General features: G+C 57.7%; 13 protein-coding genes. 5 read left to right on the top strand and 8 right to left on the bottom strand.

Annotated features, from left to right (window positions below):
- From CLV74_RS02115 to CLV74_RS02095, 5 genes are read right to left on the bottom strand one after another with little or no spacing between them, the layout of a single operon-like run.
- Window positions 1–1188, bottom strand: coding sequence for an AAA family ATPase (locus CLV74_RS02115; RefSeq protein ID WP_106262544.1), 1188 nt, complete (start codon window positions 1186–1188; stop codon window positions 1–3).
- On the bottom strand, window positions 1188–4706 hold the full coding sequence (brxC, locus tag CLV74_RS02110; RefSeq protein ID WP_106262543.1) for a BREX system P-loop protein BrxC: 3519 nt from the start codon (window positions 4704–4706) through the stop codon (window positions 1188–1190). The genes CLV74_RS02115 and brxC overlap by 1 nt, the downstream gene beginning before the upstream one ends.
- Window positions 4707–4709: 3 nt before the next feature.
- On the bottom strand, window positions 4710–5300 hold the full coding sequence (locus CLV74_RS02105) for a DUF1788 domain-containing protein (RefSeq protein WP_245888427.1): 591 nt from the start codon (window positions 5298–5300) through the stop codon (window positions 4710–4712).
- A 13-nt stretch (window positions 5301–5313) separates the two neighbouring features.
- A complete protein-coding gene (locus CLV74_RS02100; protein WP_106262541.1) occupies window positions 5314–5922 on the bottom strand; it encodes a DUF1819 family protein in 609 nt (202 codons plus the stop codon).
- A gap of 1 nt (window position 5923) precedes the next feature.
- Window positions 5924–6799: a helix-turn-helix transcriptional regulator gene (locus CLV74_RS02095; RefSeq protein ID WP_106262540.1), complete on the bottom strand. Its 876-nt coding sequence runs from the start codon at window positions 6797–6799 to the stop codon at window positions 5924–5926.
- A gap of 282 nt (window positions 6800–7081) precedes the next feature.
- Here CLV74_RS02095 and CLV74_RS02090 point away from each other — a divergent pair, with 282 nt between their 5' ends.
- Window positions 7082–7717, top strand: a complete 636-nt coding sequence (locus tag CLV74_RS02090; RefSeq protein ID WP_106262539.1) for an AbiU2 domain-containing protein — start codon at window positions 7082–7084, stop codon at window positions 7715–7717.
- A 1098-nt stretch (window positions 7718–8815) separates the two neighbouring features.
- Here CLV74_RS02090 and aroB read toward each other — a convergent pair.
- On the bottom strand, window positions 8816–9928 hold the full coding sequence (aroB, locus tag CLV74_RS02085; protein ID WP_106262538.1) for a 3-dehydroquinate synthase: 1113 nt from the start codon (window positions 9926–9928) through the stop codon (window positions 8816–8818).
- A 1-nt stretch (window position 9929) separates the two neighbouring features.
- Window positions 9930–10472, bottom strand: coding sequence for a shikimate kinase (locus CLV74_RS02080; protein WP_106262537.1), 543 nt, complete (start codon window positions 10470–10472; stop codon window positions 9930–9932).
- Window positions 10473–10590: 118 nt separating this feature from the next.
- On the opposite strand from CLV74_RS02080, the gene CLV74_RS22715 reads away from it, so the two are divergent.
- From CLV74_RS22715 to CLV74_RS02065, 4 genes are read left to right on the top strand one after another with little or no spacing between them, the layout of a single operon-like run.
- Window positions 10591–10740, top strand: a complete 150-nt coding sequence (locus CLV74_RS22715) for a hypothetical protein (protein ID WP_170107963.1) — start codon at window positions 10591–10593, stop codon at window positions 10738–10740.
- Complete coding sequence (locus tag CLV74_RS02075; RefSeq protein ID WP_106262536.1) at window positions 10730–12250, top strand: hypothetical protein; 1521 nt, start codon at window positions 10730–10732, stop codon at window positions 12248–12250. The genes CLV74_RS22715 and CLV74_RS02075 overlap by 11 nt, the downstream gene beginning before the upstream one ends.
- A gap of 3 nt (window positions 12251–12253) precedes the next feature.
- A complete protein-coding gene (locus tag CLV74_RS02070) occupies window positions 12254–13183 on the top strand; it encodes a site-specific tyrosine recombinase XerD (protein WP_106262535.1) in 930 nt (309 codons plus the stop codon).
- Window positions 13184–13219: 36 nt separating this feature from the next.
- A complete protein-coding gene (locus tag CLV74_RS02065; RefSeq protein WP_106262534.1) occupies window positions 13220–14512 on the top strand; it encodes an HlyC/CorC family transporter in 1293 nt (430 codons plus the stop codon).
- 42 nt (window positions 14513–14554) lie between these two features.
- On the opposite strand, the gene CLV74_RS02060 is transcribed toward CLV74_RS02065, so the two are convergent.
- Window positions 14555–16384, bottom strand: a complete 1830-nt coding sequence (locus CLV74_RS02060) for an ABC-F family ATP-binding cassette domain-containing protein (protein WP_106262533.1) — start codon at window positions 16382–16384, stop codon at window positions 14555–14557.
- Window positions 16385–16410 lie beyond the last annotated feature (26 nt).

The following is a 16410-nucleotide window of genomic DNA, read 5'->3' as shown; positions in this document are numbered from 1 at the left end:
TCAAAGTTCAATACCCTTCAAAGAACGCTCAATTTCCGCTTCGTAAAGTTCTCCGAAGGTCTTCGATATGCCCGTCGTCACAAGCTGTCCGTAGTCATCCGTCGAGTAGACAGACATTTGTCCATCTTCTTCGCACCTTTGCAGCACGTGATATCGGACATGGTCCTCCTTGCCCTTCTTGTCTATCAATAGGTCGAGCCATTTCAGCAGGACGTAGTCGTGGGTGGCGACAACAATCTGCTGACCATTTCGGGATAGCTCCAAAAGAACCTGAACCACCTCTTTCATCAGTTTCGGGTTTAGGTTCGCTTCAGGCTCGTCCCAGAGAAGGACCCCGGTTTCTCCCGGATTTATCGACCCGTTGCTCAGCAGTCGGTGAAGGACGCCAATTTTCCGATATCCTTCAGCGGTCATTCCAGTTGGGAACGACTGACTGCCATTCGAGACAAAGCGGGTTTGCGTCGAATCCTGATAGGCCCTTGCAGTCTGCGACTCAGACCGTGATGGGTCAGTCTTGGGCTTGGCCTTTTCTTCATAGCGCCCTGGCTCGAAATTGAAGCCGCCGTCGTCCCTCAAACGATACCTGCCTCCCACAAGATCAACCAGTTTGCGGATAACGTTAGACAGGCGCGGATCCTCAATTGAGCCAGTTGTCTCTTCGTCAGAGCCGGGCTGCACAAGAAGTTCCGCCAAATTCACGTAGCCATCATCGAAAATCATCTCGACGGTCGCACGGTCATGTTTCGGGTGTCGAATGCCACGAACCAAGGAAAGCACTTCTTTGGTCGGAATGTAGACAGGCGTATCAGAGGGCTTAGGGTCAGAAGCCCCTGAAGCGAATTCCAAATATTGTGACCTAACGCCGAAAGTCACCTCGACGGCGGCGTCATCACTGCTCACCAGACTTAGCCGCGTCGGCGATTGGGCCCCTTTGGATGCTAAAGTGCCCACCCTGTCGTCTTCGGTCGAAAAGATACGCAGGAATTTTCCTGATGCAGTGGCCGCGAATCCTTCATCTGAGCGATCAGGATATTTGCTTCCCGCCAGTAGGCTAAGACCATATATGGCCTTCAGGAAATGAGTTTTTCCCGTCCCATTTGACCCAATAATGACATTGATTCTAGGGGAAAAAGAAAGTTCCAATTTTTCAAACGCGGTGAAGTTCGCAAATTTCAGATTGGTCAGCATTACACAATTACCTTCTTGCCTGCGCGGATTTCATCCAGCAGGGTCTTCTTCAATTCGGTCAGGTACTGGTCGACATCGGCCTCATCCGACAGGATCGGCTTGGGTTTGTTGACCTTGAGGGTTGACGCCACGACGGTCGCGGGCGGTTGCGGCGGCGCAACGGGCCTTTCAGCAAATCCGTTGCCCGGCGTCACGGGTTCTGGTTGCGGCGCAGGCTGCGCCAACTGGCTGACCTGGGTCACCAGTTCCGGCAGGAGCTGGGTGCGCACGGTATTGGCCCGGTCCCGCAGGGTCGGGATCAGGGTGATGCCGTCGAGCCCGGACTTGTGGCGGTCGATCCTGGCAGTGACTTGCGCCTTTTTGTCGTCATCCAGCCCCCGGAATTCCGGCAGCTGCGCTATGGCATCGGCAACGGTGGACAGTTCGGCGACGACGGTCTTGCGTTCCTCGATCACCTTCAGGGCGACCTTGTTCTTCAGCTCGTACAGGTCGTTCTTCAGGGTCTGGATCGCATTCCCCTTGAAGCAATCGGGATCGTCCAGAACGGAACGGAAGTGGTTCAGGGCTTCGGGCGCGACATAATCGATATTGGCGCCGTCGCGCATCAGCGTGTCGCGCGCATCGTCATAGATGTCCCGCTGCGCGCCGCCCATGAAGCTGCGGATCTTGTCCAGCAGGTCTTCCTTGGCGTCCAGCAGGTCGTCCTCATGCGCAGGTGCATCCGAGATGTACCAGTTGGCAGGCTTGCCTTTCATCGACCGCAGCAGGGTTTGCAGGGGGGCAAGCCGCGTGACGAACGGATAGGCGTGGGCCTGCCGGGTCAGGCTGTCGACCTCGGCCTCAAGCTCATCGATGCCAGCCGCCCATTCCGACCCGAGGCTGCGGGCATCGGTGCCTGCGGCTGGCTGGGAGAACAGCTCCTGGTACAGATCCTTGGCATTGCGTATTTGGCTCTGGGAGAATTCCAGTTGAGGGGTCAGCAGGATGTTCGCGATGGCCTGAGAGTTGTTGAGGGCCTTCGCCAGAGGCGTCCCTTCGACCAGGCTGCTGTCCATACGCGCCTCGACCTTGCCCTTGGCGACAAGGCTGCCGGTGATGCAGAGCACCGCCGTGGTCGGCCAGCCATAGGGCTTCGAGGTGAAGCGCTCGGTCAGGTATTTGACCGTAACCTTCATGCCGTTGCGGGCCTGGGCGTTGATGACGTTGAGCACCTCGAGCTCGGACTCGACCAGTCCGGTGCCATCGGAGCCGAACAGCCCGCTGTCGCCCTGAACCGATTTCGGGATATCTGCTTCGGAATAGTTCACCCCGCGCAGCATCGGCAGGTTCTTGTAGACCTTGTCGACGAGGGTCTGGAACGCCTTAGTGATCCGCTCCTGAGGGTCTTCGCCGCCGACCTCGACTTCGATACCTTGAACGTAAAGGTTGGCCTCGCCGATCAGTTTGCGCAGACGCATCTCGAGATCTTTGAAGCGGCGGGAATTCTGCTCTCCCTTTTCGGAAACGATCCTGTCGCGCCCAGGCTGAGGGGAGCCGGTGCGGGACTGACGGATGAACTTGTCTGTCTGCTTGTAGAGGATCAGATCGCGGTAAAACCCGGTATTGGCTCCTGTCACGATTGCCAGTTCATCGGGCGACATGCGGACAACCTCGACCTTGTCGGCTTCAGGATTGAGAGGCGAGATCAGGTTGATTGACAGTTCGTATTCCCGGCCATGGGTGTGATCGTCGAGCTTCTTGGTGAAGGGATAGTCGCTGCCGGTTGCCGCGTGCTTGATCCGGGGCTGGCGCAGGATCGTACCGAACGCGAGCGCGCTGAGTTCATCAGACAGCTCAGACGGATCGATATCAAGGCTCTTGATCTCCGCCTCGACGTCCTTCTCCTCGTTTGTCAGGAATTCGTAGACTTCGCCGTTGCGCTGGATCAGCGTATTGCGTTCCAGCGTCGCGAGGGCTTCCTCGATCTGCCGACGCTGTTTCGTCTGATCCGTGTCGAACCGCGACAGAAGCAGGATGCTGATATTGCGAACCGAGGGTTTGAATTCCTTGACATATTTGACAAGGAAAAGCACCTTCAACACACGCACGGCAAAGGGATCGTCGAGGTTCTTCTCGGCGATATGGATGCTCTGCTGGACCGAGGATTTCAGGGCGGTGCGGATGCCTTCGAACATCAGATCGAAGGTGGCCAGATCGCCAACTTCTTGATCCTTGAGCTTCTTCGAGACTTCCTGAAAGACCCCCAGCATAGAGCGTTCGCCGACCGAGCTGTGCTTGCCCTCGAACGCGTTATGCTGCGACAGCGAAGTGATCGCCATCTGGAACAGGTCATACTGGTAGGGCGGGAAAGGGTAGCTGGAGATGAATTGGCCGCGGTCGCGGTAGTTCTTCAGCTTGATCGAGCCATCGGCGAAATCGAATAGGGTCTTGAGGTTGTTTTCCTCGCGGTCATGCAGATTGCCGAGCGTGGCGCGGCCTTCTTCCGTCTTGGCCAGCAGACGGCGCTGGATCACCTCGGCGACATCCGCCGAGTTCAGCGGCATCCGATTAGAGAAGCGTGCCTGAATTTTCGAGAAGTCGTTTTCCTGCTGGAGGGTCATGTCACCAATGACCGAGGCCATGTCCTGTTGCGCGGTGACGATGATCCAGGCTTGGCCCTTGCACTTGGTGTTCAAGCTCTCGGCGATGGTCTGTAGGTTGGTCATAAGCTTGACGTTGTCGGCGATGTATTGACCGACCTCGTCGACGAAGAAGTTCAAGCGGAACCCTTTCGCCTGCTCGTCGATCCAGGTCTTGATCGTGGTCGCGAAATCCTCGATCGAGACGCGGGTATCCTTGCGGTATTGGCTCAGGATATTCATGGCGTCGGCGGCGTCATCGCCCGTGGCCGCTGCAAAGGCTGTCGCGATGTTCTTGCCTTCGAGAAGCGCCTGTTCGCGCCCGCGCTCCCACTCCTTGCCAGAAGCGGCCTTGAAGGCCTTCTTGAAGGTCTCGAAGAGGCCGCGGCCGTGGAGATCCCGTTCAAATTGCGCAATATGAGGCTGCTTGCCGTAGAACCCGCAGGCTTCGTCAAAGACCTTTTGGAACACTGCCAGCAAGGCATCGACGTCGGATTTCGAGATCACATCGGCCTTTTGGTCGATGTTGAACAGGATCGATTTCGACGGAATCGAAACAGCCTTGTTCAGCGCGCCGGCCAGCATCGGTTCCTTCTTGAGTTTTTCGGCGAAGATCTCATGTGCCGTTTTGCCGTCGACCTCGCGGTTCTCCAGCAGCAGGGCGAGCATCTTCAGGAGGTGCGATTTACCCGAACCGAAAAAACCAGAGATCCAGACCCCGTTCGAGGTGTCGTAATTGTTGTATACCTCGAGGAACTGTTCCAGCCGTTGGCCGATCTCGCCGGTGATGACGTATTCGTCGAGTTCGATCCGCAGGCTGGCTTCGTCATCCGCCTTGATCACCCCGTCGATGGCGCGGTCGACCGGCTTTTCGAAAATGTCTTTGAGCAGGAGAGCCATGGGTCAAACCTCGTAATTCAAAATGTTGAAGGCGCGATAATATTTGTCGCCATGTAGCTCGCCGAAGAGATCGAGCGAGGCACCTGTCGCAAGCGCATGGGTATAATTGCCGGGAAAGAACAGCACGGTCGGCGCTTCCTTGGCAGTGCTTTGAAGGTTATTCAGGACGTTGTGCGTACGGATGTAGGGGTAGACCTCGCCCACGCCGGACAGGAAGATCACCTGATGGTCGGTGGCGGCGATGGCCTCGCCGATTTTCGGGATCAGATGGGCCTGCGGATCAACAACACCTTGCAGCAGCTCTTTGATCTCGGCTTTGTCGCTGTCAGCTTCCACCTCAATGATCTGGTCCAGGATCTCACGCTCTTCCAATATCTCGAGTGCCAGATCGTATAGGCTCAGATCCAGCACTTTCACGCCGGCGTGGGAGATTCGTTCGACTAGATTCTTGCGATCTTCGTGCATGCTCAGCCCATCCCGCGCAGGGAACGGGCAGATGAAGAAGGGCACCTCGTTGCCAAGGCCCTGTTTGGTCAAAAAGCGGTTGCTGGTGATCACACGATACAGGTGCTCGGCGCGCTCCTTGCGGTTCATTTCAGGCTTCACTTCAAACTCCATTGACCGGAATGCCGGGGAAGAGCGCCAGCTCTGCCGGATTTTGGTCTTCGATCATGGTTTTCAAACGAGTTGAGAGAATGGCTGTCTGAATGCGGTTCACATCAGAAATGATCCCAGCCTCGCGCATGATCCGGAACGCAATCTGCTGCAACTTCGACCTTGTGCTTGGTTTGATCTCTGAAAGCCCGTCATCCCATTCGGCTTTGGCTTCAAACAGTTGATCAAAGCTCTCGCGCGGCAGATCCAATTGATAAGAAAGATAGCGCTCGCGGATGACTTCGAGCGCAAATTCTCGAATGAACCGGTAAGCGCGACAGGTCGCAAGCCAAAGCAGTGCCTGTTGATCGGCGCGATCCGCAGTTTCTACCAAGAAGCCACACTCTTCCTCTGAAAGCATCCGCAGTCGATTTGTGATTTCTCGAACCGTCCGTTGATTTGAGGCGACCTTTGGCAAGGAGGTCATGCCTTCTGCTTTCGCTCGTTGGATGGTCTCATTCCAATCGGAATTCTCTGCATAAAGCCGCGCGATCTCGAGGCTTTCATTGAGGAAAAGCCCACCAGTCGAAAAGGACATTTTGTAACTTTGGCTTTTACTCATCTCACGGCGCCTTTCTGCCCAAGACGGCAAACGCCTCATCGGCATTTCGCAAGACGATGTGTTGATCTTGGGGCGCGCGCGTGTCGGGCCTCGTGTCTAGACCGAGGCGCTTGAGATTGTAATAGAGCATGCATTTCCGAACGACAAGTTCTGCGATGCCGTCGGTCATTCCGTAGTCGAGTTCAACAATCCGCCGCTGTCCTTCTGGCAGGTCGGGATGCGCTGAAATGCGAAGCGTAATCGTTTCTCGCCAGTCGTGATCTTCGACAGGGGTACTTTCGGAACCGCCGCTTTGGGTTGCATCTATCATGCGGCTCAGAACGAAATCCTTGAACACATTGTCCTTCAGGCAAAATGCACGCGCATGCCAGCGAAAGCCATCATGTGCCAATGCATGCGGCTCGATCTCACGCAGGATCGCAGCGGCTGCGCTCATCGATTGATAATGGATTTCAAGCCGCTGTCTTTGAATACAGGCGCGGATGACTGTCCTCACTATCTCAGGGCTGAGCCCCGGCGAGGGTAGAGCAAGGCTCAAGATATCTGGCTGGCCAACGATCCAATCGGCGTTCTTCGTCGGTGCCCCCTTCGCTACCGCCGCGAGGCGGTCAAGATACTCGGCAGGGTCAATCAGCATGTAATGTGGCGTGAAGGCTGCGCCCATCACATAGGTTCTTGCACTCTTGTCATAGAATAAGTGATCGGGATGGTCAGCGATGTAGGCGTTGATATCTTTCGACGCCTGCGCGCGGCTGATCTCCATCACAGACATCAGATCGGCCAAGCCGATAGATCCATGCCAAAAAATCCGGTGCTCGAGGAAAGCGCGCCTGTCGCGCTGCCATCTTGTCAACTGAATTGGATCGCAATCTACCATGTCGCACTGGTAGTGTGATTTCGAAGAAGGGTCTACAAAAAAGAACTGCCTGTGTGGGGATTGTAGGTGACAATCCCCCGTGCCGCACGCCCTTTTCACAAACGCGAATTCAGCACCAGAATGACATCCAACACTGCTAACGTTGGCGAGTTTGACAACTGCAGTTTATGGCTGTCTCTTAGTGGCTTCCTAGCCCGCTACTGCAACCGCGATTTCGCAGTAGCAGGCAACGTTATCGCGAATAGTTTTTAGGTATTCGACGAACAGAGAAGGGTCCGTGCATTGGAAGCGTTTTTAAACGTTTATGAGAAGCTTAATGGACAGTGCCGCTACTATTCGCGGCACCTAGGGCATCTGAAGGCACTCATAGAAAACAGTGATTATTGTAGGGTAGTCGATGGCTCAATGACAGGGCGCGTTTTGCTGCTAGGGAACAGCGAAATAACTAACGCCTTAGTGTTATTTAATACTCGTATGCTCGACACAGATCGTGATGCGATCTCGATTTTTAAGTTGGCTAGGCACTTGCCAGAAAACAAAGCAATCCAACAGCATCATAATGCTAGGATGATCGCAAGCGGGATGAAATATTCTATCGATCGCTACTTCTTGGCTAGAACCAAGTTCATCGCCGCCCAAAGGAAGCTACGCAGCGACGATACGGTTTCAAAGCTGAGGTCTTTAAGAAACTACACTTTGGCCCATCACATTGAACCCGAAGTTGAACCAGAGCGCGCAACTCTCAATGATCTTTTGCAGCTAACGGAGGCGGTGATAGGTCTGGTGGAATTGGCCGGATACATCGTGACCAGCTCTCTGGGCGTGTATCGAGATTTTTCGGCGCGGGCAGAGAAAGAAACTAAGATGCTTTATGCCGCACTTCCGACCCTCGCGAATGTAGAGAAAGAACTGAACTAGAAGGAGCTTAGTTCCGCACTGCAGGCATGAGGGTCGAAAGCCAAGACTGCGAGTAACCGCGGAAAACCGTTTCGGAGATGTTCCGACGTAATGGAGCCATCCTGGTGAATCCCCACAAAAGGCCGACGATACCGAACTCAAGTTGCCAACTAACAGAGATATCTCAGGTAAGGTCAGATTCATCTTCTTCAATCGTCCAGCCCATCGCTTTCATCGAGAGCGGCGACCCAGAAATGAAAAACACGAATTCCAAGAACCAGAAATGAATGGAAAATCTGGTTTGCATTGGCGCTACGCGCTAACTTAGAACCCCTGCCGCATGAGGGAAGTCGGTTAAGTCCGGAACTAGATGCACCGTTTACAGCCAAGGCACCTGCGCATCTTTTGCGCACATTGCTCCGGCCATGCTTGGGGCTGTTCTCGTAGACTTCCCGATAGGCAAGACCGGGCCGGGTCAGCATGCAACTCGAAAACGACTGCTGACGAAGCTCAATAGCCTTTGCGAAGCGCTCCTGACGAAACTGACGCCCAGGCAATCAGTAGTGCTTTCGCAGTAGCTAAAAAGCTACTGTGCATTCGAAAATTGGAGCCGCCGCGCCGCGAGAAAACCCAGCGTCAAAAAAATGGAAATGACATTAATCCTTTTCCTTAAAAAGTGCCAACATTGAAACTCGCGGCAATAAGGAGCGGCCGCCCTATCAAACAGGGCTGTAGGTCGCTCCTTATTGCATGCCGCAAAGCGGCATTTTTGTAAACTTATGACCCTTGAAGAGAATAGCCTGAGAAATTAGTTGTCATTATTGGGAATCTACATTAATTTTTATATTGTTTTATTATTAATATCAATGGCTTACATTTAAGTTTGCGCTCAAATTTTCCATACAACCGTTCTAAGTTATTGGAATGCTGGAATGATGGAAGGGCTGCGGGAGCGGCCCTTTTTTCTTGGGCGGGTCTTTGGGCGGCGATCGGAGTGCCGTGAGTATTTTGGTCAAGAAGAAACGGGATGCGCGTGCCCAAACGGCAACCGCCCGCGCGGTTGGGCGCGGGCGGGTTTTGAGTATTTCTGCAATAAAGAAGCGGGTAGGGCCGCGTCTATTAGCGGGCGGCGAGTGCGTCTTGTAGCAATGTGCGGACCATGTCGCGCGGCACATCCGAGGTCACGAAGGCTTTGCCGATGCCTTTGGCAAGGATGAAGCGCAGCTGGCCATCGATCACCTTTTTGTCCTGCCCCATAAGGGTCAGCAGGGCATCTGCATCCGGCAGATCGCCGGGGATGTCAGCAAGATCGGTCTTCATGTTCATCGCCTTGAGATGTGCGCGGACCCGCGAGGGGTCTTCCTGAGCGCAAAGACCAAGACGGGAAGAGAGTTCAAACGCCAGAGCACAGCCGATGGCCACGCCTTCCCCGTGCAGGAGGCGGTTCGAGTAATCCGTCGCGGATTCAAGGGCATGGCAGAAGGTATGGCCGAGGTTCAGGAGAGCGCGGTCGCCCTGTTCGGTTTCATCCCGCAGGACGATTTCGGCCTTCATCTCGACCGAGCGGCGCACGGCGTAGATGCGGGCGGCACTATCGCCAGCGGCCATTTTGGGGGCGTTCTGTTCCAGCCATTCGAAGAAGTTAGCGTCGCCCAGAAGGCCGTATTTCACAACTTCGCCGTAGCCGGCGAGGAAATCCCGTTCCGGCAGCGATTGCAGGGCGGCAGTGTCTGCGAGGACCAACGAGGGCTGGTGGAACGCGCCCACAAGGTTCTTGCCCTGTTTGGTGTTAATGCCGGTTTTACCCCCGACCGAGCTGTCCACCTGCGCCAGAAGGCTGGTGGGGATTTGCACGAAGCGGACACCGCGGCGCAGGACGGCAGCAGCAAAGCCTGCCAGATCGCCAATCACGCCGCCGCCAAGGGCCACGACCACATCGCGACGCTCGACCTGCTGTTCCAGCAGCCATTCCACCGCCTGCGAGAAATGGGGCCAGCTTTTGGTGGATTCACCAGCGGGCAGCTCCAGCGCGGTCATTGTGATGCCTTCGGCGGCAAGCCCGGTGCGCAGCGCCTCAAGATGGGCTTTGGCGACGTTGGTGTCCGTCAGAACGGCTACCCGCTTGCGATGCAAGAGTGGCGCGATTTCCTGACCTGCCTGAGCGATCAGACCTTCGCCGATGCGCACATCATATTCACGGCCCGGCAGAGGAACGGATACGGTCTCAGTCATCTCAGGTCTCCAATACGTCAGGGCGCTGTTTCAGTGTCTCGATCACCTTGTCCACCATACGGTCGATGGACTGGCGCGGCTCGGACGGGACGCGCAGGTCGGCTTTTGCGTAGACCGGCACGCGGGCGTTGTAGATGTCTTCCAGCGTCTTGCGGGGGTTCTTGGTGCGCAAAAGCGGACGGGTTGTCTTGTGACGCACCCGGTTCCACAGGGTCTGCAATTCCGCATCCAGCCACAGGGATACACCGGATGTGGTGATCACCTCACGGTTGCGCTCCTGCAGGAAGGCGCCGCCGCCGGTGCTGAGAATAGCGCCGTTGGTCTGGACCAGACGGGCGATCACTTCGCTTTCGCGGGCGCGGAAGAATGCTTCGCCGTCACGCTCGAAGATTTCGGGGATGCTCATGGCCGCCGCGCGTTCGATTTCTTCGTCGGAATCCATGAATGGCACATGCAGCCGGTCCGCCAATGCACGGCCCACTGCTGACTTGCCCGCCCCCATCATGCCCACTAGCACAACCGTCTTTTTCAGCCTGTTGGTCATCGTCCCCGGTCGACGCAATCGCGCCAATTTGAATTTCGTGCCCTTCAATGACGTGAACTTACCGAAATTGCCATATATAATCGGCGGGAAAACCCAAACGCATGAGAATGAGGGACCTATGGGGCGTCTACTGAAGTGGCTTTTTTATTTGGCGATTCTGGCCGTGTTCGGCCTGATTGCCTATGCTTATGTCGGTCCGTTTCTCGGGGCTGATTTTTCGGCTCCGGCCACGCCAGTCAGCCAAGAGGTGATCCTGCATGTGGAATAAAGCCGCGTTCCTTGCGGCTTTTCTGCTGTCGGGTGCGGCCTCTGCGCAAGAGCCCATGTCAGCCATTGACTGGCTATCCCGATCCATCGAGGCCCCGCCTGTGGCCCCTGCAGCCCCTTGGAAAGAAGGGGATGAGGCCGGTGTTCATACCTCCGAGATTGAGGTCACGCGGCTGGACCGGTCTCCCCCTGACGCAGCGGGTCTTTTGGCCAGCAGTGTGACGGGGCTGCCCAATTCGCTTTGGTCGGCCAGCGATGCGACAACCCTGAGCCGTTTGATGCAGATCGCCGGTCGGGCAGAACTGCCAGCGGTGCGCGCCCTGATGTACACGCTGCTGCTGGCCGAGGCCGATCCGCCACGGGCGATTCCCGTATCGGGCGACTTCCTGCAGCTGCGCGTGGACCAGTTGCTGCGCCTTGGTGCGGTGGAACAGGCCGAGGCTTTGCTGGAACGTGCCGGACCCGAAACCCCTGCCCTGTTTCAACGGGCTTTTGACGCAGCCCTACTGACCGGAAACGAAGACGCCCGCTGCGCCGATCTGGATAACCGCCCCGAAATCCAGGTCCGCTATCCCGCGCGAATCTTCTGTCTTGCTCGTCGTGGAAAATGGAGCACCGCTGCGCTGGTGCTTGGCACCGCAGAGGCCTTGGGCGATCTGACGCCTTATGAGGACGCGCTGCTGTCGAAATTCCTTGATCCGGATGTCTATGAAGAGGACGACCCTCTGGAATATCCGGAAGAGCCGACGCCGCTGGAATACCGTCTGTTTGAGGCCATCGGCGAGCGGATGCCAACGGCGCCCCTGCCCCGTGCGTTCTCATTCGTTGACCTGCGCCCCGTTGCAGGCTGGAAAGCGCAGCTAGAGGCGGCAGAGCGGTTGGCTGCCGCTGGGGCACTGTCCGAAAACCGCTTGCTGGGGATTTATTCCGCGCGATTGCCTGCGGCCTCTGGCGGGGTCTGGGATCGGGTCGAGGCGTTGCAGCGTTTTGACACTGCTCTTTCGCGCCGAGACAAGCAGGCGATCATGCGGACCATCCGGCCGGCGTGGCAGGCGATGGCCGAAGTGAACCTGCAAGTGCCTTTTGCCCGCCTCTATGGCCCCTCATTGCTGACAGTGAACCTGATCGGCGCCCATCAGGACTTGGCGTCCGAGATTGCGCTGCTGTCTGCCGCCTATGAAGAGGCGGCGCGCGCGATTGATCCGGTGACCTCGACCGATTCCATGCTGATCGCAGCCGCTACAGGGCGTTTGCCGGACACGCCGCCCGTACAGGCCCGCCTGCGGGCGATCTATGACGGTTTTCAGCAATTGCCCTCGACCGAGTTCCAGCAGTTGATCAAGGATGGCGCTTTGGGTGAGGTGATCCTGCGCGCTATAGGCAAGCTGGCCAATGGCACAAATAGCGATCCCCGTCAGGTGGCCGAGGCACTGGCCCTGTTCCGCGCTGTCGGTCTGGAAGAGACTGCCCGCACGGTGGCCCTTCAACTGATCTTGCTGCCGACGGACTAAGCCATGAACGATCACCGCAGGATCAGCGCCTTTCTGGACGCCCAAGCCGCCGAGAAAGATGCGGCCGAGAACACGCTGCTTGGTTACGGGCGTGATCTGAAAGACGTTGCGGAATGGCTGGCGGGTAAGGGAAAGGACTTCCTCAGCGCCTCGCAGGACGACCTAGAAGCCTATCTGATCGATTGCGACACGCTGGGGTTGGCCAAGGCGACACGGGCGCGGCGGCTGTCCTCGGTCAAGCAGTTGTACCGGTTTCTCTATGAAGAAGGCCAGCGCAGCGATGATCCGGCGATCCAGATCTCCGGCCCCGGCAAATCCAAACGCCTGCCCAAAACCTTAAGCGAAGAAGAAGTCTCGCGCCTGATGGAGGCCGCCGCCCAGTCGGGCCGGACCGAGGCCGAGCGGGACCGCAACATCTGCATGATGGAAATGCTCTATGGCACCGGCATGCGGGTGACCGAACTGGTCAGCCTGCCGGTGGCGGCGGCTAGGGGTGATCCACAGGTTCTGCTGATCCGCGGCAAGGGGAACAAAGAACGGATGGTTCCCCTGTCCGAGCCAGCCCGCGATGCGCTGATCCTTTGGCTGGATCATCGGGACGCCGCAGAAGACGTGGCAGAGGCCAAGGGCAAGGCGCCCTCGCCCTTTCTGTTCCCATCCCGTGGCAAAGAGGGTCATATGACCCGCGTGCGGTTCTACACCCTGATCAAGGAACTGGCGGTGCTGGCGGGGATCAGTCCGGCCAAGGTCACGCCACACACAATGCGGCACGCTTTTGCCACACACTTGCTGGCGCACGGGGCCGACCTGCGGGCGATCCAGACGCTTCTGGGCCACGCCGATCTTGGAACCACCGAAATCTACACCCATGTTCTGGAAGAACGCTTGCGGGCTCTGGTATTCGAACACCATCCGCTGGCAAAAGACGATTGACGCCCGACCGGCCCCTGCTTTGACAAGAAGAGACCAATGGACAATTTGAACCTAGACCCTGCCCTGTGGATGACAGTTGGCGCGATCCTGCTACTTCTGGTGCTATCCGGCCTGTTTTCCGGCTCGGAAACCGCGTTGACGGCAGCCTCGCGCGGGAAACTTCGATCACAGGCAGACCGGGGATCGAAAGGGGCCGAGCAGGCGCTGAAGATCACCGAGGACAGCGAACGGCTGATCGGCTCGGTCCTGTTGGGCAACAACATGGTCAACATTCTGGCCACCTCGCTGGCAACAGCACTGTTCACGCGCCTGTTCGGGGAAAGCGGCGTTGCGCTGGCGACGCTGGTGATGACCTTCCTTGTTCTGATCTTCGCCGAAGTGCTGCCCAAGACCTACGCCATCACCAATGCCGAGGCCGCCGCCGCACACGCTGCGCCCTTTATCACGTGGATCGTGCGCATCTTTTCTCCTGTGGTCTCTGCCGTTCGCGTGCTGGTGCGTCTGGTGCTACGGGTGTTCGGCGTGAAGACCGACCCTGACAGCCAGATTCTGGCCGTCCGCGAAGAAATCGTCGGCGCTCTGCAAATCGGCCATTCCGAAGGCGTCGTCGAAAAGGAAGACCGTGACCGTATCCTTGGTGCGCTGGACCTGTCGGACCGCTATGTCGAAGAGGTGATGCTGCACCGGTCCTCGATCGAGATGATCGACGCCGACGCGCCGGTCGAGCAAATCCTCAGCCAGTGTCTGGAAAGCAACCACACCCGCCTGCCCCTTTACAAAGGCGATCAGGAGAACGTCATCGGCGTCATCCACGCCAAAGACCTGATGCGGGCGATGGACAACTTCCTGCGCGACCCGGCGGCCATGAAGACATTTGACATCACCACCGTCGCGATGGAGCCCTACTTTATTCCCGACACCACCTCGCTGGACGAGCAGATGCGGCAGTTCCTGCGCCGCCGTACCCACTTTGCGCTGGTGGTGGACGAATATGGCAGCATCGAAGGCCTGATCACCTTGGAAGACATTCTGGAAGAGATCGTCGGCCAGATCACCGACGAATTCGACGCCGACGCCGAGCTGCCCGTGAAAAAGGCCGAGGATGGCAACTATCTGGTCGAAGGTGCGATGACGATCCGCGACCTGAACCGCGCGACCGACTGGAACCTGCCGGACATCGAGGCCAACACCATCGCGGGCCTTGTGATCCATGAGGCGCAGACCATCCCCACCGCGGGTCAGGTCTTCAGCTTCCATGGGTTCCGTTTTCAGGTGATGGAGCGTGAAGCCAACCGGATCACCAAGCTGAAAATCCGCCCGCTTCAGTAAGGCGCCCCTTAAGACGCACCTGCAAGAAAGACCAAAGGCCGCTTATCCAGCGGCCTTTTCTTCTAGTTCCATCCACTCTTCTTCGGCGGCAGACAGTTTTTCCTGCCGCTCGACCAGTGCCTCGGTGGCTTTCTGGAATTTGAGCGGCTGCTTGGTGAAAAGCTCTGGATCGGCCATGAATTCTTCCAGCTTCTTGATCTCGGCCTCAAGGCGTTCGATCTCACCGGGCAGTGCCTCAAGACGGTGCTTTTCCGTGTAGGACAGACCGTTCTTGGCGGGGGCCGCTTTGGCCGCAGGCTCGGACGGTTTGGCCTCGGACTTGGGCTTATCCGCCTTCGGTGCGGCCTTAGCCTCGCCCTCGGTCAGGGATTTCTGGGTCTGGTAATCGCTCCAGCCGCCTGCATAGACAGTGGCGCGGCCATTGCCTTCCATGACGATGGTGGTCGCCGCCACACGGTCAAGGAAATCACGGTCGTGGCTGACCAGCAGCACGGTGCCGTCGTAACTGTCCAGCAGCTCTTGCAGCAGGTCCAGCGTTTCCACGTCCAGATCGTTGGTCGGTTCGTCCAGCACCAGAAGATTGCTTTCACGGGCCATGATCTTGGCCAGCAGCAGACGCGCCTTTTCGCCGCCCGAGAGGCTGCGGACAGGGGCCCGTGCCTGCGCCTCGGCAAAGAGGAATTCCTTGAGATAGCCAACAACATGCTTTGGGTTGCCGCGCACCATGACCTGATCTGCCTGCCCGCTGACGCGCATGTCCGGATCGCCGGTCAGGCTGTCCCAAAGGCTCATGTCAGGGTCCAGTTGCGCACGGCTCTGGTCAAAGATCGCAGGCAGCAGGTTGGTGCCCAAAGTGACCGTGCCGCTGTCAGGCTGTTCCTGCCCCATCAGCATCTTCAGCAGCGTGGTTTTACCGACACCGTTCGGGCCGACAAAGGCCACGCGGTCGCCGCGCTGGATCTTGATGGAAAAGTCCTTGAGGATCACTTTGTCCCCGTAGGTCTTTGAAATCTTTTCGGCTTCGACCACGCGCTTGCCCGACTGGGGACCAGCCTCAAGGGCCATAGCTGCGGTGCCTTGACGTTTGATCTGGCTGGCGCGCTGCGCCCGCAAGTCTTGCAGGGCACGCACACGGCCTTGGTTGCGCTTGCGGCGGGCGCTGATGCCTTCGACGGCCCAACGGGCCTCGGACTTGATCTTGCGGTCCAGCTTGTGGCGCTGTTCGTCCTCGTCGTCCCAGACCTTGTCGCGCCACGCCTCAAAGTTCTCAAAGCCCAGTTCCTGACGGCGCACCTGCCCGCGATCGATCCACAGCGTCGCCTTGGTCAGTGCACGCAGAAATGCGCGGTCGTGGCTGATCAGCACAAAGGCAGTGCGGGTGTTGGCCAGTTCATTTTCCAGCCACGCGATGGCTTCGATGTCCAGATGGTTGGTCGGCTCGTCCAGCAACATCAGTTCGGGGGCTTCGGCCATCAGCTTGGCCAGCGCCGCACGGCGTCGTTCCCCACCCGAGGCCACCGCGACCTCACGGCTAGGATCGAACTTCAGCCCTTCAGCCACGATCTCGACCTTGTAGGATTCGCTGGGGTCCAGACCGCTGGCGGCATATTCGCCAAGGGTGGTGAAGCCCTCCATGGTCGGGTCTTGCTCCATGTAGCCAACGGCAGTGCCGGGCGGGACAACGCGGTCACCGCTGTCGGCTTCGACCAGACCGGCCATGACCTTCATCAGCGTGGACTTGCCCGAGCCGTTGCGGCCCACAAGCGCCACCCGGTCCCCCGGTTGCACCGTCAGGGACAGGTCGTTGAAAACAGGATCACCGCCGAAAGTCAGCGAGATGTCGGAAAGCTGGAGAAGAGGAGCGCGTGCCATGGCGCTGCGCTATCCCTGCGCCGCGT

It is taken from the genome of Donghicola tyrosinivorans, from assembly GCF_003003355.1.
Classification (GTDB): domain Bacteria; phylum Pseudomonadota; class Alphaproteobacteria; order Rhodobacterales; family Rhodobacteraceae; genus Donghicola; species Donghicola tyrosinivorans.
The sequence above is the reverse complement of the archived record's forward strand: the minus strand, read 5'-3'. Positions and strand labels throughout refer to the sequence as shown.

Coding starts and splice junctions, on each gene's coding strand:
- CLV74_RS02115 (WP_106262544.1), bottom strand. CDS start 1,188: ATGCTGACCAATCTGAAATTTGCGAACTTCACCGCGTTTGAAAAATTG.
- brxC (WP_106262543.1), bottom strand. CDS start 4,706: ATGGCTCTCCTGCTCAAAGACATTTTCGAAAAGCCGGTCGACCGCGCC.
- CLV74_RS02105 (WP_245888427.1), bottom strand. CDS start 5,300: ATGAACCGCAAGGAGCGCGCCGAGCACCTGTATCGTGTGATCACCAGC.
- CLV74_RS02100 (WP_106262541.1), bottom strand. CDS start 5,922: ATGAGTAAAAGCCAAAGTTACAAAATGTCCTTTTCGACTGGTGGGCTT.
- CLV74_RS02095 (WP_106262540.1), bottom strand. CDS start 6,799: ATGGTAGATTGCGATCCAATTCAGTTGACAAGATGGCAGCGCGACAGG.
- aroB (WP_106262538.1), bottom strand. CDS start 9,928: ATGACTGAGACCGTATCCGTTCCTCTGCCGGGCCGTGAATATGATGTG.
- CLV74_RS02080 (WP_106262537.1), bottom strand. CDS start 10,472: ATGACCAACAGGCTGAAAAAGACGGTTGTGCTAGTGGGCATGATGGGG.
- CLV74_RS22715 (WP_170107963.1), top strand. CDS start 10,591: ATGGGGCGTCTACTGAAGTGGCTTTTTTATTTGGCGATTCTGGCCGTG.
- CLV74_RS02075 (WP_106262536.1), top strand. CDS start 10,730: ATGTGGAATAAAGCCGCGTTCCTTGCGGCTTTTCTGCTGTCGGGTGCG.
- CLV74_RS02070 (WP_106262535.1), top strand. CDS start 12,254: ATGAACGATCACCGCAGGATCAGCGCCTTTCTGGACGCCCAAGCCGCC.
- CLV74_RS02065 (WP_106262534.1), top strand. CDS start 13,220: ATGGACAATTTGAACCTAGACCCTGCCCTGTGGATGACAGTTGGCGCG.
- CLV74_RS02060 (WP_106262533.1), bottom strand. CDS start 16,384: ATGGCACGCGCTCCTCTTCTCCAGCTTTCCGACATCTCGCTGACTTTC.